General features: G+C 45.3%; 23 protein-coding genes and 1 other RNA gene. 15 read left to right on the top strand and 9 right to left on the bottom strand.

Going from position 1 to position 26,902, the window contains the following annotated elements; translation table 11 throughout:
* Positions 1-19: 19 nt before the first annotated feature.
* The 7 genes from dut (at position 20) to GW12_RS08020 (ending at position 6,438) form a co-directional block, all read left to right on the top strand.
* Complete coding sequence (gene dut, locus GW12_RS07990; protein ID WP_034585967.1) at positions 20-472, top strand: dUTP diphosphatase; 453 nt, start codon at positions 20-22, stop codon at positions 470-472.
* A 237-nt stretch (positions 473-709) separates the two neighbouring features.
* Complete coding sequence (locus GW12_RS07995; protein ID WP_034585970.1) at positions 710-2,128, top strand: phosphomannomutase/phosphoglucomutase; 1,419 nt, start codon at positions 710-712, stop codon at positions 2,126-2,128.
* Positions 2,129-2,138: 10 nt separating this feature from the next.
* Complete coding sequence (argB, locus tag GW12_RS08000; RefSeq protein ID WP_034585973.1) at positions 2,139-3,047, top strand: acetylglutamate kinase; 909 nt, start codon at positions 2,139-2,141, stop codon at positions 3,045-3,047.
* Between the two features lie 265 nt (positions 3,048-3,312).
* Positions 3,313-4,161: a class II glutamine amidotransferase gene (locus GW12_RS08005; protein WP_034585975.1), complete on the top strand. Its 849-nt coding sequence runs from the start codon at positions 3,313-3,315 to the stop codon at positions 4,159-4,161.
* A 274-nt stretch (positions 4,162-4,435) separates the two neighbouring features.
* Positions 4,436-4,891, top strand: coding sequence for a bacteriohemerythrin (locus tag GW12_RS08010; protein WP_034585978.1), 456 nt, complete (start codon positions 4,436-4,438; stop codon positions 4,889-4,891).
* A gap of 141 nt (positions 4,892-5,032) precedes the next feature.
* On the top strand, positions 5,033-6,112 hold the full coding sequence (locus tag GW12_RS08015; RefSeq protein ID WP_034585980.1) for a membrane protein: 1,080 nt from the start codon (positions 5,033-5,035) through the stop codon (positions 6,110-6,112).
* Positions 6,112-6,438: an RnfH family protein gene (locus tag GW12_RS08020; RefSeq protein WP_034585983.1), complete on the top strand. Its 327-nt coding sequence runs from the start codon at positions 6,112-6,114 to the stop codon at positions 6,436-6,438. Before GW12_RS08015 ends, GW12_RS08020 begins: the two co-directional genes overlap by 1 nt.
* Before the next feature lie 110 nt (positions 6,439-6,548).
* Here GW12_RS08020 and GW12_RS08025 read toward each other — a convergent pair whose 3' ends face one another.
* On the bottom strand, positions 6,549-6,947 hold the full coding sequence (locus GW12_RS08025; RefSeq protein WP_034585986.1) for an outer membrane protein assembly factor BamE: 399 nt from the start codon (positions 6,945-6,947) through the stop codon (positions 6,549-6,551).
* 112 nt (positions 6,948-7,059) lie between these two features.
* On the opposite strand from GW12_RS08025, the gene fur reads away from it, so the two are divergent.
* Positions 7,060-7,497: a ferric iron uptake transcriptional regulator gene (gene fur / locus GW12_RS08030; protein WP_034585989.1), complete on the top strand. Its 438-nt coding sequence runs from the start codon at positions 7,060-7,062 to the stop codon at positions 7,495-7,497.
* 67 nt (positions 7,498-7,564) lie between these two features.
* Here fur and GW12_RS08035 read toward each other — a convergent pair whose 3' ends face one another.
* Together GW12_RS08035 and GW12_RS08040 are read right to left on the bottom strand one after the other, a co-directional pair.
* Complete coding sequence (locus tag GW12_RS08035; RefSeq protein ID WP_034585991.1) at positions 7,565-8,686, bottom strand: PilT/PilU family type 4a pilus ATPase; 1,122 nt, start codon at positions 8,684-8,686, stop codon at positions 7,565-7,567.
* Between the two features lie 32 nt (positions 8,687-8,718).
* Entirely contained in the window at positions 8,719-9,756 is a 1,038-nt protein-coding gene (locus GW12_RS08040; protein WP_034585994.1) for a type IV pilus twitching motility protein PilT, read from the bottom strand.
* 123 nt (positions 9,757-9,879) lie between these two features.
* Here GW12_RS08040 and GW12_RS08045 point away from each other — a divergent pair, with 123 nt between their 5' ends.
* Positions 9,880-10,566 (top strand): YggS family pyridoxal phosphate-dependent enzyme, encoded by a 687-nt coding sequence (locus GW12_RS08045; RefSeq protein WP_034585997.1) that lies wholly within the window; start codon positions 9,880-9,882, stop codon positions 10,564-10,566.
* A gap of 36 nt (positions 10,567-10,602) precedes the next feature.
* Here the strand turns inward: GW12_RS08045 and GW12_RS08050 are convergent, their stop codons facing one another.
* Genes GW12_RS08050 through GW12_RS08060 form a run of 3 tightly spaced genes read right to left on the bottom strand, consistent with a single transcriptional unit; the run spans position 10,603 to position 16,580 of the window.
* The gene (locus GW12_RS08050; protein WP_034586000.1) at positions 10,603-11,709 is read right to left on the bottom strand and encodes an acyltransferase; all 1,107 of its coding nucleotides are present in this window, start codon (positions 11,707-11,709) and stop codon (positions 10,603-10,605) included.
* Between the two features lie 5 nt (positions 11,710-11,714).
* Positions 11,715-15,320, bottom strand: coding sequence for an AAA family ATPase (locus GW12_RS08055; RefSeq protein WP_034586003.1), 3,606 nt, complete (start codon positions 15,318-15,320; stop codon positions 11,715-11,717).
* A 9-nt stretch (positions 15,321-15,329) separates the two neighbouring features.
* Positions 15,330-16,580 carry an exonuclease SbcCD subunit D C-terminal domain-containing protein gene (locus tag GW12_RS08060; protein WP_034586005.1) on the bottom strand — a complete coding sequence of 417 codons (1,251 nt, stop codon included), beginning with the start codon at positions 16,578-16,580 and terminating at the stop codon, positions 15,330-15,332.
* 554 nt (positions 16,581-17,134) lie between these two features.
* Between GW12_RS08060 and GW12_RS08065 the strand changes: the two genes are divergently transcribed.
* Positions 17,135-17,590, top strand: coding sequence for an ABZJ_00895 family protein (locus GW12_RS08065; RefSeq protein WP_034586007.1), 456 nt, complete (start codon positions 17,135-17,137; stop codon positions 17,588-17,590).
* A 178-nt stretch (positions 17,591-17,768) separates the two neighbouring features.
* Complete coding sequence (locus GW12_RS08070; RefSeq protein ID WP_034586009.1) at positions 17,769-18,680, top strand: TIGR01777 family oxidoreductase; 912 nt, start codon at positions 17,769-17,771, stop codon at positions 18,678-18,680.
* On the opposite strand, the gene thiO is transcribed toward GW12_RS08070, so the two are convergent.
* Positions 18,660-19,781 carry a glycine oxidase ThiO gene (thiO, locus tag GW12_RS08075; protein WP_034586010.1) on the bottom strand — a complete coding sequence of 374 codons (1,122 nt, stop codon included), beginning with the start codon at positions 19,779-19,781 and terminating at the stop codon, positions 18,660-18,662. The two genes, GW12_RS08070 and thiO, sit on opposite strands and share 21 nt — an antisense overlap.
* Positions 19,782-19,858: 77 nt before the next feature.
* Positions 19,859-20,872: a porphobilinogen synthase gene (gene hemB / locus GW12_RS08080; protein ID WP_034586011.1), complete on the bottom strand. Its 1,014-nt coding sequence runs from the start codon at positions 20,870-20,872 to the stop codon at positions 19,859-19,861.
* 107 nt (positions 20,873-20,979) lie between these two features.
* On the opposite strand from hemB, the gene GW12_RS08085 reads away from it, so the two are divergent.
* The 3 genes from GW12_RS08085 to GW12_RS08095 all read left to right on the top strand — a co-directional run bounded on the left by GW12_RS08085 (position 20,980) and on the right by GW12_RS08095 (position 24,393).
* On the top strand, positions 20,980-21,471 hold the full coding sequence (locus tag GW12_RS08085) for a thioesterase family protein (protein WP_034586013.1): 492 nt from the start codon (positions 20,980-20,982) through the stop codon (positions 21,469-21,471).
* Between the two features lie 246 nt (positions 21,472-21,717).
* Complete coding sequence (locus GW12_RS08090) at positions 21,718-22,860, top strand: HlyD family efflux transporter periplasmic adaptor subunit (RefSeq protein ID WP_034586016.1); 1,143 nt, start codon at positions 21,718-21,720, stop codon at positions 22,858-22,860.
* Positions 22,861-22,866: 6 nt separating this feature from the next.
* Positions 22,867-24,393, top strand: coding sequence for a DHA2 family efflux MFS transporter permease subunit (locus tag GW12_RS08095; protein WP_034586018.1), 1,527 nt, complete (start codon positions 22,867-22,869; stop codon positions 24,391-24,393).
* Between the two features lie 50 nt (positions 24,394-24,443).
* Here GW12_RS08095 and glpK read toward each other — a convergent pair whose 3' ends face one another.
* Entirely contained in the window at positions 24,444-25,928 is a 1,485-nt protein-coding gene (gene glpK, locus GW12_RS08100) for a glycerol kinase GlpK (protein WP_034586021.1), read from the bottom strand.
* Between the two features lie 131 nt (positions 25,929-26,059).
* Between glpK and ssrA the strand changes: the two genes are divergently transcribed.
* Positions 26,060-26,419, top strand: a transfer-messenger RNA (tmRNA) gene (gene ssrA, locus GW12_RS15435).
* Positions 26,420-26,902: the final 483 nt, after the last annotated feature.

The raw sequence follows: 26,902 nt of genomic DNA on the forward strand, positions 1-26,902 counted from the left end.
TTTCAATAGGAAAGAAATAATGAAAGTACAGGTGAAAGTCCTTGACTCACGCCTTGGCAATGAATGGCCAATGCCAACTTATGCAACAACTGGCTCTGCAGGACTGGATCTGCGTGCATGTGTAGATGAAACCACCGTGATCGAACCAGGTCAAACTGTATTGGTAAAGACCGGTTTAGCCATTTATATCGAAGATCCTAACTTTGCGGGACTGATCTTGCCACGTTCTGGCCTAGGTCATAAACATGGGATCGTACTGGGAAACCTGGTCGGTCTGATCGATTCAGATTATCAGGGTGAGTTGATGGTATCGGTCTGGAACCGTAGTCAAACTGCGTTTAGCCTGGAACCGGGCGAACGTCTAGCACAATATGTATTAGTCCCTGTGGTTCAGGCACAGTTTGATATTGTGAATGAATTTGAAGCTACTGAACGTGGTGCAGGTGGCTTTGGTCATACCGGCAAGAACTAATTTTTTGAAAGAGCCTACATTCAATTAAATGTGGGCTCTTTTAATCTTTGATAAAATTATAATTATCGTCTATTTAATTGCTATTTATCCATTTGATAAATTTTCTTACATTGATTATTTTCTGAAAATCAGCTAAAAGTACACTGTCTTAGAACAAGAACAAGAAGTTTCATATCGTGGTGATTACACCCGGTTTTTGAAATTATTTTCTCCTATCCAGCAGTGAAATTATCGTCTATGGGATTCATGCACCATCAATTCCCCATGCAACTCTTTCGTGCATATGACATTCGCGGTAAGGTTTCTTTACTGAATGCCGGCGTGGTGGAGGCTATTGCACATGGTCTGGCACAGCAGTATCAGCAGGCCGGGCAGACGCGTGTCGCGATTGGCTATGATGCCCGATTGACAAGTCCGACCTACGCAAAAATTATTCAACAGATCTTTCAGCAATATGGAATTGGTGCAACCGTGATCGGCTGTTGCTCCAGCCCGATGCTGTATTTCACGGCCAAAGAATTTGATGGGAACGGTATTATGATTACCGCCAGCCATAATCCGCGTGAGGATAATGGTATCAAGTGGTTAATGCAGGGGGAACCACCTTGTCCTGAGATGATTCAGAAAGTTGGACAAGATGCGGAACAGTATTACTCAGATGAATTGCCGCCAATCCCAGAAGTCTGGCATGAATTCATCACGGAATATTGCCTGAAGTATCAACAGTCGATTCTGGAGGATATTCAACTGAAACGCCGCTATAAAGTAGTGTTAGATGGCTTGAATGGTTCAGCTGGGCGATGTGCAGCTTTAGTGTTGAAAAAGTTGGACTGTGACCTAACCACCATTCGTACTGAAGCCAATGGCCATTTCCCTGATCATGCGCCAGATCCATCTCTGGATGCTCATCTGCAAAAACTGAAATCAGCAGTGCTGGATAGAGGTGCTGATTTAGGCATCGCTTTAGATGGTGATGGTGACCGTTTGGTGCTGATCGATGCCGCTGGAGAGATCATTCGTGCGGATCAATTACTTTGCCTATGTGCGGAAATCTGTCTGAAAGAGCATCCTGGACAGGAATTTGTATTTGATGTGAAATGTTCTGCCCAAGTGCGTAATACCGTACAGGCATTAGATGGCAAACCAGTGATGCTACGTACCGGCAGTTCTTTCCTGCGTAAATATTTAGCTAATGCGAAAGGCCAAGCCATTTTTGGTGGGGAATATGCAGGGCATTATGTTTTTAATGACGGCCGTGGCGGTGGTTATGATGATGGCGTCTATACTGCTTTAAGAATCATGGAATATCTGGATCAGACTGGTCAAAGTCTGGCAGAAGCACTCAAAAAATATCCAAAACGAGTTGGTACTGAAGATCTGTATATTTCTACCCATCAGATTCAACCTCAAGAATTACTCGACTTTGTTGAAGTGCAATCCCGTCAATTAAATGCACAAATCAGTAAAATTGACGGGATACGTCTTGATTTTGATGATGGTTTTGGCATCATTCGAGCATCCAATACAGGTGAATACTTTACAGTGCGTTTTGATGCAGAAAATCAGCAGCGACTGAATGAGATCTGTCACCTGTTCGTTTCGATGTTGCGTGACCGCTATCCTGCGATCGCCCAAGACATTTTAGATGCTCAATAAGGAGAGGCGAATGCCAAATCAACAGACCGGCATCGACAAAGCACAAGTACTGACCGAAGCTTTGCCGTATATTCAACGCTTTGCAGGTAAAACCCTGGTTGTAAAATATGGCGGCAATGCAATGACTGATCCTGAGCTGGAAAGTTCATTTGCACGTGACATCGTCTTAATGAAAACCGTGGGCTTGAATCCAATCGTGGTACATGGTGGTGGTCCACAAGTGGATTCCATGCTGAAACAGCTGGGCCGTGAGTCTGAACGTATTGATGGCATGCGTGTTACCGATCCAGCGACCATGGAAGTCGTCGAAATGGTCTTGGGTGGTAGCGTTAACAAGTCGATTGTAAACCTGATCAACAAACATGGTGGTCGTGCTATAGGCTTAACTGGTAAAGACGGCAATCTGATCCGTGCCCATAAACTGCTTATGGAAAAAACGGCAGAAGACGGTTCGATCCAGAAAATTGACCTGGGCATGGTCGGTGAAGTTGTCGGTGTAAAAACCGACGTTCTGGAAATGTTTACCAAAAGTGATTTTATTCCCGTGATTGCACCACTCGGTGTGGATGAAGAAGGGAATACCTATAACATTAATGCTGATCTGGTCGCAGGCAAAGTTGCGGAAGCTTTGGGTGCAGAAAAACTGATTCTGCTGACTAATATCACCGGTGTTCTAGATGAAAATAAAAATCTGCTGACAGGTTTAACCACTCAGGAAGTAGATCGCCTGATCGAAACTGGCGTGATCTATGGTGGTATGATTCCGAAAGTCGGCTGTGCCCTGGATGCAGTGAAAGGTGGTGTAGTCAGTGCACATATTGTGGATGGTCGTGTGCCGCATGCAAGTCTGCTGGAAATCTTTACTGATCATGGTGTTGGTACATTGATTACCAACCGGGTGAAATCAGCTCATCATTGATTCAGTATGAATGATAAGGAGCCTCTTGTGAGGCTCTTTTTTTATTTTCCCTATTCGAGGGATATTAGATCAAAACTAATATATCGAAAATATCCGAATAAAAAGTAAAGCTACGAGCAAGGTGGAAGTTTGTTTTTAATAAATTTGCATAAAAATAACTTCTTTAGCACTTTTGTTGCAAAGTCTTGCAGCAATCCTGATTTGAAAAGCCAACAGGGCTGATGCAGAATAACTGTATGGATTACCCAAGAATAGAATTGAGATTATGTGCCAGCTGTTAGGAATGAATTGTGCTACACCGACCGATATTACCTTTTCATTTCGGGGGTTTTCACAGCGTGCTGGAATTACCTCAGATCATTCTGATGGCTTTGGTATCGCCTTTTTTGAAGATAAAGCCTGCCGTCTGTTTGTGGATAACCAGTCTGCAGTCGAGTCACCGATTGCCGAGCTGATTCGAAACTATCCGATCAAATCCCGCAATGTGATTGCACATATCCGTAAGGCGACACAGGGTAAAATCAATCTGGAAAATTCTCATCCTTTTAGCCGTGAGTTGTGGGGGCGTCAATGGATTTTTGCACATAATGGCGATTTGCATGGTTTCTTTCCGGAATTATCTGGCCGTTTTACTCCGGTTGGGAATACCGATAGTGAACGTGCGTTCTGTTATCTGCTTGATCAGCTAGTCAAACGTTTTGGTTATGATGAGCCAAAATTGGATCAGGTATTTGACCTGCTAGTCGAGATTTCTCCAGGCATTGCTGAACACGGTACCTTTAATTTCTGTCTGTCCAATGGTCAGGCCTTATTCACTTATGCGACGACCAAACTGCATTGGCTCGTGCGTGAATATCCATTTAAGCCCGCCCAGTTGATTGATATTGATGTCGAAGTGGATTTTAGTCAGGTGACTACACCGGAAGATCGTGTTGCCGTCATTACTACTGAACCATTGACCCAAAATGAAGTCTGGACGCCATTTCAACCCGGTGAGATGATCTTATTCCGAGATGGTAACAACATTCGTTCTCAACTCACCCATGTCGAACGATTAGAACGTGAACGATTGGATCCTTCCTTAAAGCGGGTCACTCGAGCGGATCAATATTAAAAAATATCAGCTGGCGGAATAAAAAATCCGCCATTTCTTTATTTTAAATTAAAGTAAAAATCACGGATTAATAAGCGCTTATTTTTATCACTGGTTAATAAATATCTTATTCTTTTACTCGGGTTTGTTTTATTTTAACTAAATTTAACAATAACTTACTATTCAAATACTGACTTTTATATGAAAGCCGACTAATTCACTTCATTTTTATTTTAATCAATAACCTATATGCTCATTTCATGTGATAAGTCTTTAATATTGATAGGTGGTCGTAATGAAGATGAAGTGGATTCCAGACTATAACACTGGCATCGATGTGATTGACGATCAGCACAAACGAATTCTCGATTACATCAATGAAATTGATGAAATTGATGCGTCTACTGATCGTGCTCGAATCAAACAGATCCTGGAAAACATCATTGACTATACCCAGTCTCATTTCACCTTTGAAGAATCTTTACAGGAAGAGGCGGGCTATAAATATCGCGTACCACACAAACGCGTACACGACCTGTTTATCAAGAAAATTGAATCTTATCGTGACCGTTTTGAGATGGGGCATTCCATTGAAGCGGAACTCCATGAAGTGTTATCAAAATGGCTGATCAACCATATCCAGCATGATGATGCGGATTATGTGGGTGCAGTGAAGGAAAACATGATCGGCCTGATCAAGGAAAAAGAAAAGAAAAAAGGCAAGAACTGGTTCGCCCGTTTCTTCTCATGAGCCGATTATTCCTGATAACAAAAAATAAAGTCTAACGATCTTTTTTTGCGCAGCAAATCATCTTCGGGTGGTTTGCTTTTTGTTTTTGATTTTCACTGCCATGCAAGGCAAAATAGCGCTAGATTTTTATAGGAATGCATCATGCAGGACAATGCTATGTCGAAATGGTTATCGCCGCTGATGGCTTTTTGTTTATCCTTTCTTATTATTGCGACGCTCGCACCAATAACCGGGATTCAGATTGACCGTCAGCTTGATTTCTGGCTGTTGTGGTTAGCGACCATGCTGATTTTGGCTCTTCCAGTTTGCTATCTGGAAATTGCGCTGGCGAAACGCTCCAAAACCACAGCGCTCCAAGCATTGTCCAGCCTGACCCGTGAAGCGGATAGTTCACAACGCTGGCGTCTGGTTGGTTGGCTGGCGGTGGTATTTATTCCATTTTTGTCGGGTGCCATGCTCAATCATGCATCCAATGTGATTTCAGTAGCTAATCTGAATATCCAGCAACCGATTATCTTTGCTGTACTCGCCATAGCTGCGTTTGTGTTGTCTTTAGTGCCACGTTTAATTCTGGTCGGTATCACAACTGTAGGCGTATTAGCTTCTTTAGTCCTTGCCAATGTCATGGGCACTCAATTGCCAGCATGGCAAGTAACGCCAGTACAATTTTCTGAATGGGGCAATGTGACTGTACTTGCATTAGTGGCAAGCGGTTTAGGGATGGGTCTGTACTGGCAATCTAGTTTAGCTGCAGTAAAACAGCAGGATGTCGCGACTAAAACTGCTTTGCCAATTTGGATCGCCCAGCTGCTGGCCGTAATTGCTTTCGGTTTCTTTGCGGTGAAAGCGCAAGTACCTGCTTTTGCCCTGATGGCGGCAATTGTGGCGGCCGCTGCTTTAATGCTGCAAATGGCACGTGAACAGCTACAGCAACGTCAAATGAATGTCATCATCCAGTGGGTCGTGGTGGTGGTTGCGGCATTAATCTGGTTGATTCCAAATATTGCACCAATCTTTAACAATCTGCTGATTCTATGGGGCCTAGTGATCAGTCTGATTTATGCACTGTTTGCCGGCTGGATCATGAAAATCAGTCACCTGCGTAAATCAATGAACTTTAGTTCAGAAGCCTTTTACAACATCTGGCGTATCGCGGTACGTATTGTATTGCCAGTGGCGATCATCACAGCAATTATTGCGGTATTAGGGCAGTGGTTCTGATGAGTCAGGCAGCGATGGTTTGGGTGACGTATGCTGCCCCTGAACAACAGTTTCATATTGCTGTGCCATTTAAACAAGGCATGACAGCACTGGATGCCATTGCAGCAAGTGGTATCCGTGAACAGGTTGCATTGCCTGAGCCGCTGAGTCTGGGTATTTTCGGCGTTAAACTGCAGGATCATCAGAAGCTTTTGGAAGCGGGCGATCGTGTAGAAATCTACCGGCCACTGACAATTAATCCGAAAGATATCCGCCGTAAACGTGCAGCAGAAAATCCGGTGGGTCGTTATATCAAGGGCAACCGGGCCAAATTATGGAAATCTTAAAGAAATCGCAAATTCATTTGAATAGCGACAAAATGCTTGTTATTTGATAAACCTATGCCATTTATTAGAAAAACCCCTAGTCACTTAGGGGTTTTTTTATGGAAAAGCGATTATAGTGGGGGCGCTGTAAGAATTGCTTCTTTTGAGCCTGGTAGACCAGGTTGTGATTCAGGAATGGTTTCCAAACCTTCAATGCGTTCTACTATGCCATTCGGCGTAAAGTAGATTTTCAGGTGTTGACCACGTGCAGCAGGGATGTTGGCTTTTTTAGCATAGGTTCCTGGGGTATAATTGTAAATGTAGTCCCAGCGTAAAGGATTAAGCGGATCAGTTACTGTTGGACTACCAAGCAGGAAACGGACTTGCTGGTGACTCATACCGACCTGGATTTTTGAGGCTTGTGCTTGAGTTAAAGGTGTTCCTTGAGGAATATCAACTTTATACACACCTAATGTCGAACAGCCGACAAGCAATGAAGTGACGAATAACGTCAGCATGATTTTTTGCATTTTGCTACACTATCCCAAATTAATTATGATGCATTTGATCCAGGGATAGATCATACTGCATCTAAACTTTGTTGCATATTCCAACTTTAATTTTGTTGAGAGACCTTTGTACATGCCTATTTCAAATCAAGATTTACGTAAAGCTGGACTAAAAGTTACATTGCCGCGAATTAAAATATTAGAACTATTAGAAAACTCACGCCAGCACCACCTGAGTGCCGAAGATATTTATAAGACTTTACTCGATCAAGGCGAAGATGTGGGTCTCGCGACTGTATATCGTGTGTTAACACAGTTTGAAGCAGCAGGCATTATTCAGCGTCACCATTTTGAAAATAACCATTCAGTCTTCGAAATCATGCAGGAAGATCACCATGATCACCTGGTCTGCCAAAACTGCAACAAAGTGGTTGAATTTACCAATGATGTGATTGAGCATGAACAGCACGAAGTGGCGAAAAAATTTGGCTTTGAGCTGACTGGTCACTCATTGAACCTGTATGGTTATTGTGATGCACCTGAATGTCAGGAAGCCTACCGCAAGAAATAATTTTAGGCATGTCATTAAAAAAAACAGGCTTCATTTGAAGCCTGTTTTTTATTGCATAGAAAATAACTTAAGACTGACCATCAAAAGTGATGTTGCTATGCGAATTCATCAGATGGGCACCGCCTTCCTCCGAAAGCTTGATTTGCAGACGCAGGTCGTTTGGTGAGTCGGCATGTTTCAGTGCATCTTTATAGCTGATCTGTTTGGCCTTATACAGGTCATACAATGCCTGGTCGAAAGTCTGCATACCGAGTTCACGTGAACGTTTCATCAAATCTTTGATCTCATGTACATCACCTTTACGGATCAGATCTGAAACCAGCGGTGAGTTGATCAGGATCTCAATGGCAGCACGACGGCCGGTACCATCAATGGTCGGAATCAGCTGTTGGGCTACCATGGCACGCAAGTTCAGGGACAAGTCCATAAACAGCTGACTATGACGGTCCGCTTCAAAGAAGTGAATGATCCGGTCAATCGCCTGGTTGGCGTTGTTGGCGTGCAGGGTCGCAAACACCAAGTGACCGGTTTCTGCGAAGGCAATGGCATAGTCCATAGTCTCGCGGGAACGGATCTCACCGATCAGGATCACATCGGGCGCCTGACGCAGGGTATTTTTCAGTGCCACTTCGAAGGAATCAGTATCAATCCCGACCTCACGCTGGGTAATAATACAGCCCTTATGCTGGTGTACAAATTCGATCGGGTCTTCAATGGTAATGATGTGACCTTTAGAGTTTTCATTCCGGTAGCCAATCATCGAAGCCAATGAGGTTGATTTACCAGTACCGGTGGCACCCACGAAAATGATAATCCCGCGCTTAGTCATTGCCAGTTCTTTCAGAATTGGCGGTAACTTTAGATCATCCATGGTCGGAATCACGGTTTCAATCCGACGCAACACCATACCTGGCTGGTCGCGCTGCTGGAAAGCGCTGACACGGAAACGTGCCGATTTGCTGGCATTGGTAATGGCAAAGTTACATTCACGGGTTTCAGCAAATTCCTTGCGCTGTTTTTCCGACATGATCGAATGCAGAATTTGCCCTACAGCAGAACCCGGCAGCTTGACGTTGCCAATCGGCACAATCGTGCCATTTACTTTAATGGAAGGCTCAACATCCGCGGTAATAAACAAGTCCGATGCCTTTTGTGCCACCATATAATCAAGTAAACCGTTAAAATCCATGTAAATCCCCAAGAAAATGAAGGCTTATATTTTTATAGGAAGCTTTCAGGCTGTTTCGCCGCAGTACGTGCCACTTGAGGACTGATAATACCTTTGGACACCAGCGTTTTCAGGCTTTGATCCAGCGTGGTCATGCCATAGTTGGCACCGGTCTGGATTGCAGAGTACATCTGAGCAACCTTGTTTTCACGGATCAGGTTACGGATCGCCGGAATACCGATCATGATTTCATGTGCTGCGACACGACCACCGCCATTTTTCTTGAGCAGGGTTTGTGAAATTACGGCTTGCAGCGATTCTGACAGCATGGCACGCACCATGTCTTTTTCTTCAGCAGGGAATACGTCGATTACACGGTCGATGGTTTTTGCTGCTGAGGTGGTATGCAGGGTACCAAAGACTAAGTGACCTGTTTCCGCTGCAGTCAGTGCCAGACGGATGGTTTCCAGGTCACGCATCTCACCTACCAAGATAATATCCGGGTCTTCACGCAGTGCCGAACGCAGTGCTTCGTTGAAGCCATGCGTATCACGGTGCACTTCACGCTGGTTGATCAGACATTTTTTGGATTGGTGCACAAATTCGATCGGGTCTTCAACGGTCAGGATGTGGTCATAACGTGTATCGTTAATGTAATCCAGCATCGCCGCCAGTGTGGTCGATTTACCGGAACCGGTAGGACCTGTTACTAAGACCAGACCACGAGGATATTCACAGATGTCTTTAAAGATCTGACCCATGCCGAGATCTTCAATAGTCAGTACTTTTGATGGAATGGTACGGAATACTGCACCTGCACCGCGGTTCTGGTTAAATGCGTTCACACGGAAGCGGGCAACCCCAGGAACTTCAAAGGAAAAGTCAGTTTCCAGATTTTCTTCGTAGTCACGGCGCTGTTTATCGTTCATGATGTCATAAACCAGCTTGTGAACTTCTTTGTGTTCTAAAGCAGGCAGGTTGATACGACGTACTTCACCATCCACACGAATTAGTGGTGGCATCCCCGCAGACAAGTGTAAATCTGACGCGCCATTCTTAGCAGAAAACGCCAGTAATTCTGTAATGTCCATAAAGTCCCCAGAGTCATTAAAATGTTATTTATTTTGATAGAATAATAAGGCTTTCCCACAGCTTAACCAACACTTTGTTCGTGAGCAAGCGGAAAAATTTTGAATGAAATGAGAACTCCGTCAATGAATATGTTGCAACACGCGCGAAATCAGGTTTTGGCTCAAATTCACACTGCATGTCAGCAGGCTGGACGTGATGAAAATACGGTGCAGCTATTGGCGGTGTCCAAGACCCATCCGGCAGAAATATTGGCGGAAATGTATACAGCCGGGCAGCGCAGTTTTGGTGAAAATTATTTGCAGGAAGCGCTGGATAAAATTGAAAAGTTGCAGGATCTGGAAATTGAATGGCATTTCATTGGTCATGTACAGCGCAATAAAACCAAACATCTGGCTGAAAAGTTTGCCTGGGTGCATGGCGTAGATCGTCTGATTATTGCGGAGCGTTTGTCTAATCAGCGTGCGGATGATCAGGAGCCATTAAATATTTGTATCCAGGTCAATATTGACGGACAGGATACGAAAGATGGTTGCCAGCCAGCAGAAGTGGCTGAACTTGTCGCACAAATCAGCCAGTTACCCAACATTCGTTTGCGTGGTCTGATGGTCATTCCGGCACCAAACAATACTCAAGCCTTTAGCGATGCCAAGACTTTATTTGACGAGGTCAAAACACAGCATGCCCATCCGGAAGACTGGGATACCTTAAGTATGGGTATGTCAGGAGATATGACGGAAGCCATTGCAGCCGGTTCAACTATGGTGCGCGTCGGAACAGCCCTGTTTGGTGCGCGTCCTAAAAAAGATTAAGTGATTTAACAATCAGCTCATATTTTTAGTAAAGCGTTATTGTTGAACAGACAGTAACGCTTTTCTTTTTTGCGGTTCCAGCCATTTTGCTATGAACCAGGCAAAGAAGATTAAAAAGGTCATGCTGCCTAATAAAGCTAAAACAGCCCCGCCTAAGCCATACGCACGGCTTTGAGGAAAACAGCCTAAAATAAACAGCAGTAAAGGAAAATGGGTCACATACAAGGTATAGGAAAATCCTGCTGATTGAACCCAGATCGGATGATAATAACTTTGATAATATTGAAGCTGGGTTAACCAGCAAATTAATCCCAACCCGATACAGACATTAAATGGTACAAAATAGCTACCACGATAAATATTGGTGTGTTCGATGAAATGGAAAGTGTAGGCATCAATACAAGCAATCAGTAGAGCTAAACTAAAGAAGACTAATTTAAGTGAACTTAAATGATTTAGCAGATATTGCTGAACTTGCTGAAATGAACTGGCAAAGGCACTGAGCCAGAGCAGAAAATAAATCAGAAACTGCGGATTGAGTATCGATAGAATGACTAAAACTAGTGTGAAGCCAGCTTGAGCAAGAATCGAATTTCTTAGAAAGGGCAGAAAGCCTGCTAGTACATAAAACCAGATTTCATAACTGAAACTCCAGAACGGAGCATTAGCAGATAAAGTCGGTGTAATAAAGCCGTTTAAAAATAGCAGTGAACCTAGAAGATTGTCCCACTCTAGACTGTAAGATGTTCGAATCATCATGCCAAAGCTGTTTTCAAACTGGTGACTCTGCGAACTAAACAGCAAAGGAGCCAGAACATATAACAATACGGTCAGAACCAAGGCAAACAGGAACGGTGGCAAAATTCTTCGACAGCGCTGCTGAACATAATGAGGCAAATTAAACTGGTTATTGTGCTGAAGATTATTCTGTATAGATGTTCCGATCAGAAAACCACTTAAGGCAAAGAACATCATTACGGCTGCTTGCCCATGCATGCGTACCCAGGAATAAAGGGTCACATCAAATGGTGCAATAAAAGCCTGAAAGCAGTGGCTGAATAGCACCACAATCGCACTGACCCCACGCAAGCTTTCTAGTTGTAAGCTGAATTCAGCAGAGAGCTTGCGTGGAGTCATATTCATAAGCGCTAGCCTATAATCTGGATAGTGCTGGCACCGGAGCCGACCGGCTTGACCTGAATCTGCACCGGAATACGTTCATGCATCTCCTGTACATGCGAAATTAACACTACTTTACGACCTTGGCTTTGCAAATGGTCCAGTGCATTCATGACCATGTGTAGGGAAGCTGGATCAAGCGTACCAAAGCCTTCATCAATAAACAGAGATTCCAGTTTCATCGAGCCGGAGGCCATATTGGCAATCGCCAGTGCCAGGGCAAGAGATACTAGGAAGGTTTCGCCACCAGACAGGGAGAGTACCGGACGGACTTCGCTGTTCATATCCAGATCGATAATCGCCAGACTCAGGCTGTCCGGAATGCGGTGTAGCTGATAACGCTGGGTTAAAGGCTGAAGCTGCTGGTTGGCGTATTCCACTAGAATATCCAGATGGTGTTCCTGGGCAATTTTCTGAAACTTGGTGCCTTCCTTGTGTCCGATCAGGTCATAAATCCGGCCCCAGCGGTATTCCTCTGCCTTGATCTGTTCAATCTGATGCTGGTATTTGGTATAGGTGCTTTGGTTATTGGCATTCATACGCAGCTTGGCATCAATCTCATTCAGTGCTTCCTGCTGAGAAGTTTTTTCCTGAGCCAGTGCTGCCAGTTTTTGTTCAATCTCTTCGAAGTTATGTTCAGGCTGTAGTTTTAGATGCGCTTGATACTGTTCTTCAAGTAGCTGCCATGCAGTTTTGGCATTTTCCAATGCCTGTTTCTGATTCGCCAGATCCTGACGAATCCGTTGATGGCTGGTGAGATCGATGCTTAGCCAATGCTCAATTTGTTCTGTAGTTACCTGCGGGTGAGCTAGCTGCCATGCCTGAATCTGTTGTTGATGCTGTTTTAGTTGCTGCTCCAGCTGCTGTAATTGGGTAACAAAATCTTGCAGCTTGAGATTACCTTGATGCAGCTGTTTTTCTGCTTGAGCAGTGCGTTGCCGCTGATTATCCAGTTCCTGTTGCAAAGCTTTGCCTTGTTGATCTAGTACAACCTGCCATTCAGCAGCCACACGATACACCTGTCCAGCATGTTGTTCAGTCAGTTCAGCGAGTTGCTGACGCAGTTCTTTGCCTTGTTCCACCAGTTGTTCTAGAGACTGGCTGAGTTGGACAAAATTCTGTTGTTCAACTTGTAGCTGATATTGAGTTTTCTCTACTGCTTGTTGCTGTTGCTGCAGCTCGGAGTCCAGCTGTTTTTGTGTAGATAAATACTGGACGCGCTGTTGTAATTGTTGCTGGAGTTTAGGTAACCAGTTGATTGGTGGTTGAACCTGATACTGTTTAGGTAAGGCCATCATGACAGGTGTAATCAGCTGTTCGAGCTGTTGGCGTTGTTGTAATGCCAGTTGCAGATGCTGTAATTGCTGCTGTTGCTGACGCCATTGCTGTAATTGCTGCTGCAGCTGTTGTTCCTGGAGTTGCAGCTGTTCAATCTGTTTTGTCACAGTATTGTGATGATCTGCCAATTTCTGGATCAGATGAGGAAGATTATGTTCTTGTTGAGTAATTACACCTAAACTGAGCAGCTGAGTGGTACATTCTGCAGATTGTTGTTGTATCTGCTGTTGTACTGTCTGAGAACGCTGTTGTTGCTGCTCAATCACCGTTTGCAGTTTAGAGATTTCAATCCGTTTAGTTTGTTGTTGTTGTAATAGTTGATCCAGCTGCTCTCGTACCTGCTGTAACTGCTGTTCCTGTAATTGATGCAGGCTTTGTTCTAGCAGTTCATGCTGGCCTTGTACAAAAGGATGCTCATGGCTACCGCAAACCATACACGGCTCATTCGGTTTTAGTTGGGCACGCAGTTCCTGCACACTTTGTGCATGCAATAGACGCTGTTGGGCAAGGATCTGTTCTAGCTGTGTATAAGCTTGCTGTTTAGATTGAATCTGTTGTTGCAGATTGAGCTCAGCATTTTGTAGCACAACTAACTGTTGTTGCTGGTTTTGTACGGTATTTTGTAATTGTTCTGATTCTTGCGATTGTTGAGCAAGTTGTTGCAGGCGTTGCTGCAAGACCTCTAGCTGTAGCAGGGTAGTTTGATCCTGTTGTCGTTTTTCTTGCACAGAATGTAGTAATTGTTCCAGCTGTTGCAGGCTTTGATACTGTTGTGTCCATTGATTCAGATTATCTGAGAGTTGTACAACTGTATTTTCCAGTTCAGCCAATGGTTGCTGCAGGCTTTGTGGGTTTTGCCGCTGCAATTGCTGATATTGATGTAGATGGTCTTGAATCCGCTGTAGAGTGCTTTGCGGTTCCTGATCAAATACACTTAAGTACTCAGATTCAGTCAATTGCTGTGTAAGCTGTTGCTGTTTTGCCTGTGCTTGATTAAAAGTCAATTGCTGCTGTGCCAGTTGTTGTTCTAGCGGCTGCAGTCGTGTAGTTTGGAACTGACTTTTTTCGGCATTCTGTTTTTTATACTGCTCGGAAATCGTATTAATTTCATGATCCAGTTTTAGACCAGCATCCAGATGCGGCTTGATATTTTCTAAATACTGTTGGAACTGTTGTTGCTGTTGTTGTAGGGTTTGTAGCTTGGTTTCTTCTACAGAAAAAGATTGTTTGAGTTTCTCAAATTCAACTTTGAACTGGGCTTGTTGTTGCTGAATCTGGCTTTTTTGTGGTTCTAAACGGGCACGTTGTACAAACTGTTCCCGGATCGACTGGAACTCATCCAGTCGTTCTAATAATTGCTGCTGCCCGGCAGATTTAGTCACGGCATCCAGCTGTACATCATAAACTTCTTTTTTGGCATGCACTTCGGCATAGAGTTTATGCTGGTCCAGATGCCATTTTCTTTCATTTTCCAGCAGCTTTTCTGACTGTTGCAGATTCTGCAGTTGCAGGGAAAGGGCCTGCTGTTGCTGTTGCAATGCAGCAATGTCTTCTTCTGACAGGATTTCAATATAGCCAATCAGCTTTTCCAGTTCGCTACGCTTGTTTTTGACTTCACTGAATTTCTGTGCAGCTTTCTGGCTGACCACACTAAAAATCTGTGAATTGGTTAGGTATTCCAGCAAATCGGCACGTTCATGGTCTTTGGCTTTTAAAAATGCACCGACTTCGGACTGCGCCAATAACACCGCACGGGTAAACTGTTCGAAACTCAAGCCAATCAGCTTTTCTACCAGTGGTGTGACTTCGGATATTTTCTGGGTAAGGGTGGTATCATCATCCAGACATTTGATATAACGCTCGACCTTGAGATTGCCATCAATCTTGTTACGGGCACGGCGGATATCCCAACGTGCCAGATAACGCTTGCCATCTAGCGCAATAAATTCCAGTTCACTAAAACCGGAAGTGGTGCCACGACGCAAAATATTTTTGGAGTCCTTGATGGATACATCCTGTCCGCCAGTATCTTTTAGGCTGCCGGAAGCGCCTTTTAGGCGAGGAATCTCGTTATACAGCGCCAGACACATGGCATCGAGCAGAGTGGATTTGCCGGCACCGGTTTTGCCGGTAATGGCAATCAGTCCTGCATGGGCCAATGGACTTTCATCAAAGCGGATATCGTGCGTACCTGCCAGAGAGGCCAGATTGTTCAGGCTTAAACGTAGAATTTTCATGGCATCTCCTTAAGGTTGCTGCAGGTCAATGTCCTGCTGTGCTTCATGCAGCAGCTGCAGAAAATCACGCTGTACCGAATCATCCGGTTCATAGCCCATCTTTGTCCATAGGGTGCTAAATAGGGATTCCGGTGTTGGAGGTGCCAAGTCAATTTTAGAAATTTGTGCGTCAGTATCCATGACCTGCTGATAAATCCTGGAAATCCGCAGCAGGCGGTAGCGGTTCGGCGGCAAAGCCTGTTCGATCTGTTGTCTCAGATCAACCGGTGGTGGCGCTGTAGTGGTATATTCAATTTCCAGAAAATGCCGTGCATAGAGTTGCTCAATTTCACCTGCTGGTAGGGCTTTGACTTTATCAATTAATTCATTGAGATCAGCTCGAATCCGGATCAGATCCACGGTCCGAGGAATAAGCAGAGGCTCGTATTGAAAACGCTGCTCATCTGATCGAGTCGGATCAATCCGGATTTCCACGATTTGATGCTTATAGTTCAGTTCGCTAAAAGACAGCGGAATGGGCGAGCCGCTATAACGGATATGTTCCTTGCTAACTTTCTGCGGTTTATGTAGGTGACCCAGTGCGACGTAGTCAATATCATCTTCAAATAGGGCTGTAGAGAGCGCTTCTTCATTACCGATCACAATTGGGCGTTCCGAATCGGAAGTTTCACCGCCTTGCATATGTGCATGTGACATTAAGATCAGCGCTTGATCTGGCTCTTGGCGAGAGCGGGCTTCGGCAATCAGTTGTTGATGTAAGTAAGCAATCGCACTCTGGTTATTGCTGGTATGTTCATTCAGCCCGGTAATTTCCGCACTACGCAGATAAGGTAGTACCAGACACCAGGCCACAATTTTCTGTTCAGGGTTATAAATTGGAACCAGCAGACGATTCAGATCGAGTTTGTTGTCTTCAGTTTTGCTGATCACGCCGACTGCTTTGGCATTGAATTTACTTAAGAATGGCTCAACCTGTTCAATGCGGTACCCCGAGTCATGGTTGCCGGCAATCATCAGGGTCTGCATATGCGGTGCCAGATGATGCGCCGTAGTCAGGAACTGGTACAGCTGTTTTTGTGCACTAGAGGCTGGATTGATGACATCAAAAATATCCCCGGCAATCAGCAAGGCGTTTGGCTGTTTTTCTTTGATCTGTTTTAGCAGCCAGTCCAGAAACTGGGTATGTTCAAATTCACGATCATGATTATGGAAGAACTGCCCCAAATGCCAGTCTGATGTATGTAGAAAGTGAACTGCCATGTCCCCTGAGCCTGTAAAATTTTAAACACCCGGATATGGGCAAAAAGCATGGATGAAAACCGGTCTAAGCTGTATTTCCCAGTTAGTCTTATCAGCAGGAATATGCGTCTTAGGCTGGCTATAAAATAGCAGTATAGTCATCTCTAGGGATGAACACTAGCGCCCAGCAGTGGATTCGTGGGGTTAAATTCGATGTCATGAAATCTTATTTATCGTTAGTTATAGAAACTAAAGTGTTAAAATATGAGCCAATATCAAAAAAATAAAGCTGGGAAAATTACATCGCCCAAAAATAAAGACCGACGATTCGAGTGATGGTGAAATCGTCGGTCAAAGTGTACGCTTTATGAAAGTTTCGGCTGCTATTCAAAACTTTCTTTTGGCACACAAGTCTTATTGCTTTAGCAAAGATCAAACATATTTGTGGATGCCGGTACAAATTTGATGACCTTGTACCCTATATAACGTCAGGGTATTCACATCAGTTGACAATAAAATGAAAAAAAATCCAATTTTTTTTATACTAGCTACATATCTTTGTGTGAATCCCCATCATGGCTTCCTTAAAACGCTATTTTCTCTGGTTTTTTTTCATCTGCTTTGTGTTGACCTGTATTTGCGGTGTCATTGCTGCATTGATGCCAACCGGAATGGGAGCAATTCTGACGGTGGTACCTTATCTGGTGGCCATGATCTGGGTATTGTATAAATTTCTGAGCCAAAATCGCCGTGCACCGACCCAGCAAGAACGCAAAAAAATTACCTTAGGTTTTACCCTGATTTTTTGGGGTTATAACCTGGCATTCTTATTACTGGGGATTTTACTGGCAACCCGATCCAATCCGAATGCCTGGCAAGATTTTCTGCTGTATCTGCAGCAACCGCAATTTATGAGCATGGTGCTGATCATGATTCTGCTGCTGGCAATTCCGCTGTATCTATTAACCTACTGGTTTTATGGGGCACAGGCACAGCGTATGGCCGCTAAAATGTTTGGACCGAACCAATAAATTACTGAAAAATAATAATCTCGACATTTTAAAATTCGAATTGGATAAGTGAATATTAAAGGTTTAGCTATACCTGTCGGTATAAATTGTTACGCTTATTGAGCGCTTTGGATAGCTCTAAAACTCACGCAGTTCAGTACAATAGTCCCGATATAAGAACAATGGCGACTGAATAACAATGTATAAACCTGTCGTACTGATTACCGGCGCCAGCGGTTTTATCGGTCAATATGCCGTCCAGCATTTTCTTGGCATGGATTATCATGTAATTGGTCTGACCCGTGAACGGCACCGGATCGACATGCATCCAGATTTTGAATGGATTCATGATTTCGAAGAATTACATAGCCAGCAGATTGACTATGTGATTAATCTCGCCGGTGAAAATATTGGTGCCCAGCGCTGGACTGATGAGCGCAAGCAAACTCTGCTCAGCAGTCGTCTCGACACTACCCGCAGACTGTATGAATTTCTAGGGAAAAACCAGATTTTCCCAAGGCGTATCCTGTCGACTTCGGCGGTGGGCTATTACGGTATTGATCCTGAAGAACAATGGCAGCAGGTCTGTACCGAGAAATCGCCACCGCAGCCGATTTTTATGTCACAACTGTGTGCGCAATGGGAAGAATTGGCACTGTCTTATACTGATCAAGATACCAAGATCATGCGTTTTGGTGTGGTACTGGGCAGAAAAGGCGGGCTCTTACCGCAAATCCTGATGCCGATTAAACTGAACCTGTTTGGCCAGATTGGCAGTGGACGTCAGCCATTTTCCTGGGTGCATATTCAGGATCTGCTCAGTGTTTTTGATTTTTTGATGCATGAACCGACCACTTCGGATATTTTTAACGTGGTTGCGCCGGAAAAAACCAGCCAGCTGTATTTTAGTCAGACCGCAGCACGGGTATTACATCGCAAACCGTTATTTTGTTTGCCCGGTATTTTTATGAAATGGCTGCTGGGCGAGCAGTCGCAGCTGATTTTAAATGGTCAGTACGTCCAACCCAAAGCCTTGCAAGAGGCAGGCTTTGAATTCCAGTTCCCAACCATTAAAGAAGCCTTAACTGATTTAGTCGGCAAGCACAGTTAAAGGCTGTAACTGTTCTGGTGTATAGGCTTTCGGGTTAACCACGGTTGGTTGTCCAAACATCAGCTGTCTCAGTAATAAAGCGGAAGCAGGCGCCATACATAGGCCGTTGCGGAAATGGCCGAAATTGGCCCAGCCATTTTTCAGTTGTGGTAACTGACCGAGATAAGGAATGCCGTCTGGTGAACCTGGACGTAATCCAGCCCATTCCTGCACAATCGGGAAGTCTGCCAGTTCTGGTACCATCTCAAAACAAGCATCCAGAATTTTCTGGCGGATTTCAGATGCTGGGGTGGTATCAAAACCGACTTCACGCATGCTTGAACCGCAAACGATATGTCCATCTTGACGTGGAATCAGATACATCACCTGATTCATGCACATGGTCGGTAGCCAGTGTCCCGGTGTTTTAAACAGGACCATTTGACCTTGTACTGGACGGACCGGAATATCCAGTTTGAGCTGTTCAGACCACTGTGCTGACCAAGCGCCAGTGGTAAACACAAACTGATCTGCTTCAATCCAGTCACCCTGTTCAGTTTGTACTGCTGCAATTTGATCATCACTAATTTTTATCTGACGTACCGGGGTGTGTTCTAGCCAGGTCACTCGTGGATGCTGTTTGAGATAACAGCTAATCGATTGCAGCAGGCGAGGGTTACGCACATTGGCGATCTGCGGGAAATACAGCGCATGTTTAAAGTCAGTAGAAACCTGAGGATTGATCTGCTCGATCTGTTCCTGCTCAACATATAGCGCTTCTTGCATCGGTTCCTGATGTTGTTCGGCATAGTGATAGCCGACTTCAAAATCATCTTCGTCGAAGATCAACATGCCGGTTTCATGGATTTCGAAATCGATACCGGTTAGTGGTTTCAGCTTATCATTCCAGGCCTGATACAGTGGTTTGGCATATTTGGCCAGATCATTCACGGCTTGAGGATAACGCCATGGATACATCGGGGAGAGGATGCCGCCACCAGCCCAGGAGGCGGCTTTGCCTGCTTGCTGTTGATCCAGAATCGTCACTGAACAGCCCTGTTCAATCAGCTCCAGTGCAGTCATGAATCCGTTAATTCCTGCACCGATGATGGCAATATGCATCAGGTTTTCACCTTTATTTCAATCATCAAACAAAACGCAAAAAAATGCCTCCCTTGGAGCAAGGACGGCATTTGAGATTATTTCATGTCTTTCAGTTTTAGCGCGGCTTCTTCAGCGAAGTAAGTCCAGATGCCGTCAGCTCCGGCACGGCGGCAGCTCATCAGTGATTCCAGAATCACGCTATCGGACAGCCAGCCATTTTGAATCGCGCCAGCCAGCATCGCATATTCACCACTGACCTGATACACGAAAGTTGGAATGCCAAAGGTATCTTTGACTTCACGGACTACATCCAGATATGGCAGGCCTGGTTTTACGATGACCATGTCCGCACCTTCCTGAATATCAAGTGCAATTTCATGCAGGGCTTCAGCACGGTTACCGACATCCATCTGGTAATTGTATTTATTACCGCCTTTCAGGTTAGAGGCAGAACCGACTGCATCACGGAACGGGCCGTAGAAGCTGGACGCATATTTGGCAGAGTAGGCCATGATATTGGTATAGATAAAGCCATTGGCTTCGAAAGCCTGACGGATCGCACCGATCCGGCCATCCATCATGTCGCTTGGTGCAAACACGTCGGCACCGGCTTCAGCATGGCTCAGACCCTGTTTAATCAGACATTCAACCGTTTCATCATTCAGCACGTAACCGGTTTCATCGATAATTCCGTCCTGACCATGTGTGGTATATGGATCCAGCGCGCCGTCAGTGATCAGCACCATTTCTGGTAATTCTTTTTTTAGCAGGCGAACCGTGGTCTGTACCAGACCGTCTTCACGCCAAGCAGCTTCTGCGGTCAGGCTTTTATCTTCTTGTGGAGTCACCGGGAACAGCGCCAGTTTAGTCACGCCAAGTTCCAGCAGGTGCTCTGCTTTTTTGAGTAGCAGATCGGCAGACAGACGCTGAATGTTCGGCATGCTTGGTACGTCCTGAGTCTGGTTTTGACCCGGCAAGACAAACACGGGATAAATGAGATGATCAGCACTGAGATGCGTTTCACGAACCATGGAACGGAGGTGTTCATTTTTACGAATACGACGCATGCGAGTCGCAGGAAACGCGGGACGATTGAACGTATAGGTCATAAAAATCTCATTGATCAATATTAAACTATGAGTATTGTAGTGCCTTAATTTGCATTTAGGGCAAATGAAAGTATTTTTTTATTTGATCAAGGTTATTCGAGCAAACTATGACGGTAGCAGAGAAAAGTTGGACAGGAAATATTGATTTAGGCTCGGATAAGGATGTTCTGTTAGACCAGTTGTGTGCTGCTTTTAATGATTCACCATTCTACAAATATTGTGGCATGCAAATGCGTGTGGTGGATGGACAGATTGAAGCTTATGTGGAAATGCAAAAGGATTTGATTGGTAATGTGGCATTCCAGATTTTACATGGTGGCGTAGCAGCCACCATTTTAGACAGTATTGGCGGGATTACCGCGATGGGTGAGCTATATAAGAAAGCCAGCCCGGAAGATATGGTTGATACCAGCCAGAAAGTCTCCCGACTGGCAACGGTGGATATGCGCGTGGATTATCTGGCACCCGGACGTGGCAAATACTTTACCGCACGTGCGGAAACTCTGCGCCTGGGCCGTAAAGGCTGCACTATGCGCATGACATTGATTAATGATGAAGCCAAACCGATTGCGACAGCAATTGCTTCTTACGCGTATTAATTTTTTTTTAATTCAAAACCATTTTAAAATTTTCGATACAGGCATTGTTCCAGCAGGGGCAGTGCCTGCCTGCATTTGGAAACTGTAGAGTTACATAATTTTGCTCAAAAAATCGATTTTGAGATTAGAATGCGTGACATTTACAGTTTTATGACTTTCTCAGCAAAACTACAGGTCTGTGCCCCATAAATCCAAAAATGCACAGGCATGTGTGCATGACCAAGTCTGTTGGATTTAGGAAAATCAATGACAGATACACAAGAAACCCTGCCAGAAAATACATCGCAGCCTTCTGAGCAAGAGCTAAAAGCCAAACGTAAAAAAGCGCTCGGGATCGTTGCCATTCTCATGGCCATTGCGCTGGTGCTGTTTCTGATATGGAAATTCTTCCTGAATAATTCGGTCAGTACTGAAAACGCCTATGTTGGTGCAGAAACGGCTTCGGTCACCTCGATGATCAGCGGGCAGGTGGCTGAAGTTTTGGTGCATGATACCCAGGCGGTGAAAAAAGGTGAGGTACTTGCACGAATTGATGACCGGGATGCACAAATTGCCGTGGCACAGGCGCGTGCTGAACTGATCAAGGCCAAACGTCAATATAAACAGACTGCGGCCAATAGTGGTGCATTAAGTTCACAGATTGGCGTCAGCAGTGATGCCATTCGTAGTGCTGAAGCCCAAGTCGCTCAGGCTCAAGCGGCTGTACGTAAGGCTCAGGATGAATATAGCCGTCGTGAAAAACTCAGTGCAACGGGTGCCATTTCCAAAGAAGAACTGAGTACTGCGCAAAGTGCCTTGGATACTGCAAAAGCGGGACTGGCTTCGGCAGAAGCAGGCTTGGCACAGGCCAAATCCAGCCAGAAAGCAGCACAAAGCAACCTTGCCGCGAATGAAGCGCTGATTCAGGGTGCTAATGAAAACTCAACGCCAGATGTTTTGGTCGCTGAAGCTAAATTAAAACAAGCTGAACTGGATCTGGAACGTACCGTAATCAAAGCACCTTTTGACGGGGTGGTTTCACGCCGTTCGATTCAAGTGGGTCAACGTGTCGCACCTGGTACGGTGTTGATGATGGTGGTACCGGTCGATCAGCTCTATGTGGATGCCAACTTCAAGGAAAGCCAGTTGGAAAAAGTTCGTGTTGGTCAGAAAGCTGAACTGACTTCAGACCTGTATGGTAAATCGGTGAAATATCATGGTACCGTGGTTGGTTTCTCTGGCGGTACCGGTTCAGCCTTTGCCTTGATTCCGGCACAGAATGCCACAGGCAACTGGATCAAAGTCGTGCAACGTTTACCGGTACGAATTCAGCTGGATCCGAAAGAACTGGCAGAGCATCCGCTGCGTGTGGGTCTATCCATGGAAGCTGAAATCCACTTCAAGAAGTAATTCCCGATGAATAATTATGTTCCATATGGGAATCTGAGCGGAGGCAAGCTGCTGCTGGCAGCCTTTGTACTGGCACTGGCCAACTTTATGGTGGTGCTGGACATGACTATTGCCAATGTCTCGGTGCCGCATATTACCGGTAGTCTGGCGGTATCCAGCTCGCAAGGCACCTGGGTGATTACATCCTACGCCGTAGCGGAAGCAATCTGTGTCCCATTGACGGGTTGGCTGGCCGGACGTTTTGGTAGCGTGAAACTGTTTGGTGTCTGTCTGCTTGGTTTTACCCTGTTTTCAGTGCTATGCGGGATTTCTACCAGTCTGGAAATGCTGGTGTTTTGCCGGATCGGGCAGGGGCTGTTTGGTGGCCCAATCATGCCGCTCAGTCAGACTTTATTGCTGCGGATTTTCCCACCTGAAAAGCAATCCCAGGCTATGGGGATGTGGGCAATGACCACTGTGGTGGGGCCAATTCTGGGGCCGATTCTCGGTGGTACCATCAGTGACAACCTGTCTTGGCACTGGATTTTCTTTATCAATATTCCGGTAGGTTTGTTCTGTGGTCTGATGGCGTTGAAATTGCTCAAGCCAGCCGAAACCTCAACTAATGTCTTAAATATAGATAAAGGTGGTCTGTTCCTGCTGATCTTATGGATTGGTGCGTTGCAGCTGATGCTGGATCTGGGTCATGAACATGACTGGTTTAGCAGTTCCTTTATCGGCACCTTGGCGGTGATTGCCTTTGTCGGTCTGATCATTTTTACCATCTGGGAACTGACCGAACGCCATCCTATCGTGGATATCAGCATTTTCCGCTATCGTGGCTTTACTTTTGCCGTGCTGGCTTTGGCCTTTGCCTTTGGTGCCTTCTTCTCTAGTATTGTACTGATTCCACAATGGGTACAGATTAACTTGGGCTATACCGCGGCCTGGGCGGGTTACCTGACCGCGACCATGGGCTTTGGTAGCCTGTTGATGTCACCGATTGTGGCAAAACTGGCCACCAAATATGACCAGCGTATTCTGGCCAGTTTCGGCCTAACCTTGCTGGCTGGGGTGACCTTAATGCGTGCTTTCTGGACCAGCGATGCGGACTTTATAGCGTTAGCTTGGCCACAGATTTTGCAAGGTTTTGCAGTGCCATTTTTCTTTATTCCACTCTCCAATATGGCACTGGCTTCAGTGTTACCTCAGGAAATGCCATCAGCAGCCGGTTTGATGAACTTTCTGCGTACCATGGCGGGTGCAATTGGTGCTTCAATTGCGGTGACGATTTGGGATGATCACAGCAAAGTCGCGCGTAGCGAGCTGGTCGGTAAACTGAATGTTGAAGAAGCCCAGAATACCCTAATGGCGCAGGGTATGAGTTCGGATAGTGCCTTGGGCTATATTTCCAGTTTGGTGGATAAAGAGGCTTTGACCTTATCAGCCAATCATTTGTTTTTGATTCTGGCGCTGGTGTTTATTTTCGCTGCCTGTTTGGTCTGGCTGGCACCACGGCCTAAAGCTGGTGTTGGTGGCATGCCATCGCATTAAAATTTTCAAAATAAAAAACCGCTGCACAGTCAGCGGTTTTTTTTAAAGGCTTATAAGTCTGATTTTGCCCGTTTCAAGGCGTTCTGCCATTTGGCCAGATGGGCTTCACGCTCATCTGCCTGCATTTTTGGTTCAAAAGCACGTTCTAGCTGCCAAGACTGGGCGATTTCATCGAGGCTTGAAAATACGCCGGATTTTAAGCCCGCCATGGCTGCAGCTCCCCAAGCAGTGGACTCCAGCATTTTCGGACGCAGCACTGGCACATTGAGTAGATCAGCCTGAAACTGCATCAGGGTATCATTTGCGCTGGCACCGCCATCGACACGCAGTTCCTTTAAGGGATGGGTAATGTCGGATTGCATGGCGGTTAGTACATCGGAGACCTGAAAGGCGATGGATTCCAAAGCTGCTCGGGCAATATGGGCTTTATTGGTTCCGCGGGACATACCACACAGCAGCGCACGGGCTTCGCTATCCCAGTGCGGCGCACCGAGTCCGGTAAAGGCTGGCACCAAGACCACGCCGTCGGTATCCGGTACCTTGCAGGCCAGTTTTTCTACCTCTGAACTTTTTTGAATGATGCCTAGACCATCACGTAGCCATTGCACCACCGCGCCGGCCATAAATACGCTGCCTTCTAAGGCATAAGTCGTTTGATCCTGAGCTTGCCAGGCAAGGGTAGAGAGTAATTTGTTGTGACTGAGCTGAATGTCATGACCGGTATTAAACAGCATAAAACAGCCAGTGCCGTAAGTATTTTTGGCTGAGCCGACTTCAAAACAGGACTGGCCGAACAGGGCAGACTGCTGATCCCCTAAAATCCCGGTAATTGGAATATTGGCGCCGAGCAGACCAGAGGCGGTGTCAGCAATATAACTGTCCGATGCAATGATTTTGGGTAGTACCGAAGCTGGGATATTAAACAGATTGAGCAGCTCTTCATCCCAAGTTTGGGTGTGGAGGTTCATGAGCATGGTTCGTGAAGCATTGCTAGCTTCAATGACATGCTCGGCACCTTGGGTCAGGTTCCAGATCAGCCAGCTATCCATGGTGCCAAATGCGACATGGCCTTGTTCTGCCAGCTCACGCAAGCCTTCAACATTTTCTAATAACCAGACCAGTTTTCCCGCACTGAAATAGGGGTCAATACGCAGGCCGGTTTTCTGTTGTACGCGCTCCATCTGACCCTGCTGGGTCAGCTGATTACACCAGTCCGTCGCACGGCGGTCCTGCCAGACAATGGCCGGGGCGAGTGGTTTGCCAGTTCGCTTATCCCAGACTGCTGTGGTTTCACGCTGGTTGGTGAGTCCAATGGCTTTAATATCTTTCGCGAGAATACGGGCGGAGGCAATCGCCTGTTGTACCACACCAATCTGAGTGGTCCAGATTTCCATGGCATCTTGTTCTACCCAGCCGGAATGTGGGGTCTGGATATGAATTTCCCGTTGAGCCGTCGCTTGAACCTGTCCATGTTCATTAAAAATAATCGCACGACTGGAAGTCGTTCCTTGATCGAGGGCGAGTAAAAAGCTCATAATTTTTTCTATAGGATGACTTGAAAAAGAAAAGTTTAGCTCAATAAAGTAACTGAGCGCATCGAAAAGTGTAATTGTGTAGAAAATGCATCGTATTTTTTGCCAGTTGTGCTATGATTGCTCATACATCTGGGGATGTTCTTGGCTTCGACGCCGATGATGAAACTCATAGATGCATGCCGAGAGCGCATTTTCTCTCGTAAATCAAATTTGCATTTAAATAGTCGCAAACGACGAAACTTACGCTCTAGCTGCCTAAGGGCAGCTTGTCCGCATCCCTGAATACTTGTGGTTAGGGGTCCCGACTGAAGCGAACGCACACAAGTCCGTATAGAGTCAAGCCTCGGGGCTTTATACCAAACTTAGAGGATCGCACCTTGAACCCTGTTCGTCGGGTCTCTGGGTGTTAAAATAATAGACGATATCTAAGCATGTAGTATTCTCGAGCGTAGTGTTGGCGGACGCGGGTTCAACTCCCGCCATCTCCACCAAGATTCTGAAAAAACCTTAAATCGAAAGATTTAAGGTTTTTTTATGCCTAACAATAATTGAAAAAGTATTATGGTTTTCGTATGTATAAGGGGGTGAATTAATATAATTAGCTCATAATTGAATAAAAGTAGGAAAAGTTAGACAAGCACATCCTGAGCCAGTTGAGTATTAGGAAATCAAGAAGCAAACTTGATTCAGTTGAGATTTAAGCAAGATAAAACTTAGTATATTGAGGGGAATTGATGTAAAAAATGACACATAGGTTGACTCAGGAATTATATCGAATATCTCATGAAAACTATGATAACTGTATAGTGTGTGGATATGCATTTCAGGAAGGTGATACGTCACATCTGGGTTATGATTTAAATGATAAGCCGTTACATGTATGTGATAAATGTTCTAACTTACTTAAAGAAACCGTTGTCAGGTATCGTTTCTCACCTAGATCATATGAAATCCTGAACCGTACCGGGTTTGTC

Origin of the sequence: Acinetobacter sp. HR7, from assembly GCF_000773685.1 — a bacterium.
GTDB classification, from domain to species: domain Bacteria; phylum Pseudomonadota; class Gammaproteobacteria; order Pseudomonadales; family Moraxellaceae; genus Acinetobacter; species Acinetobacter thermotolerans.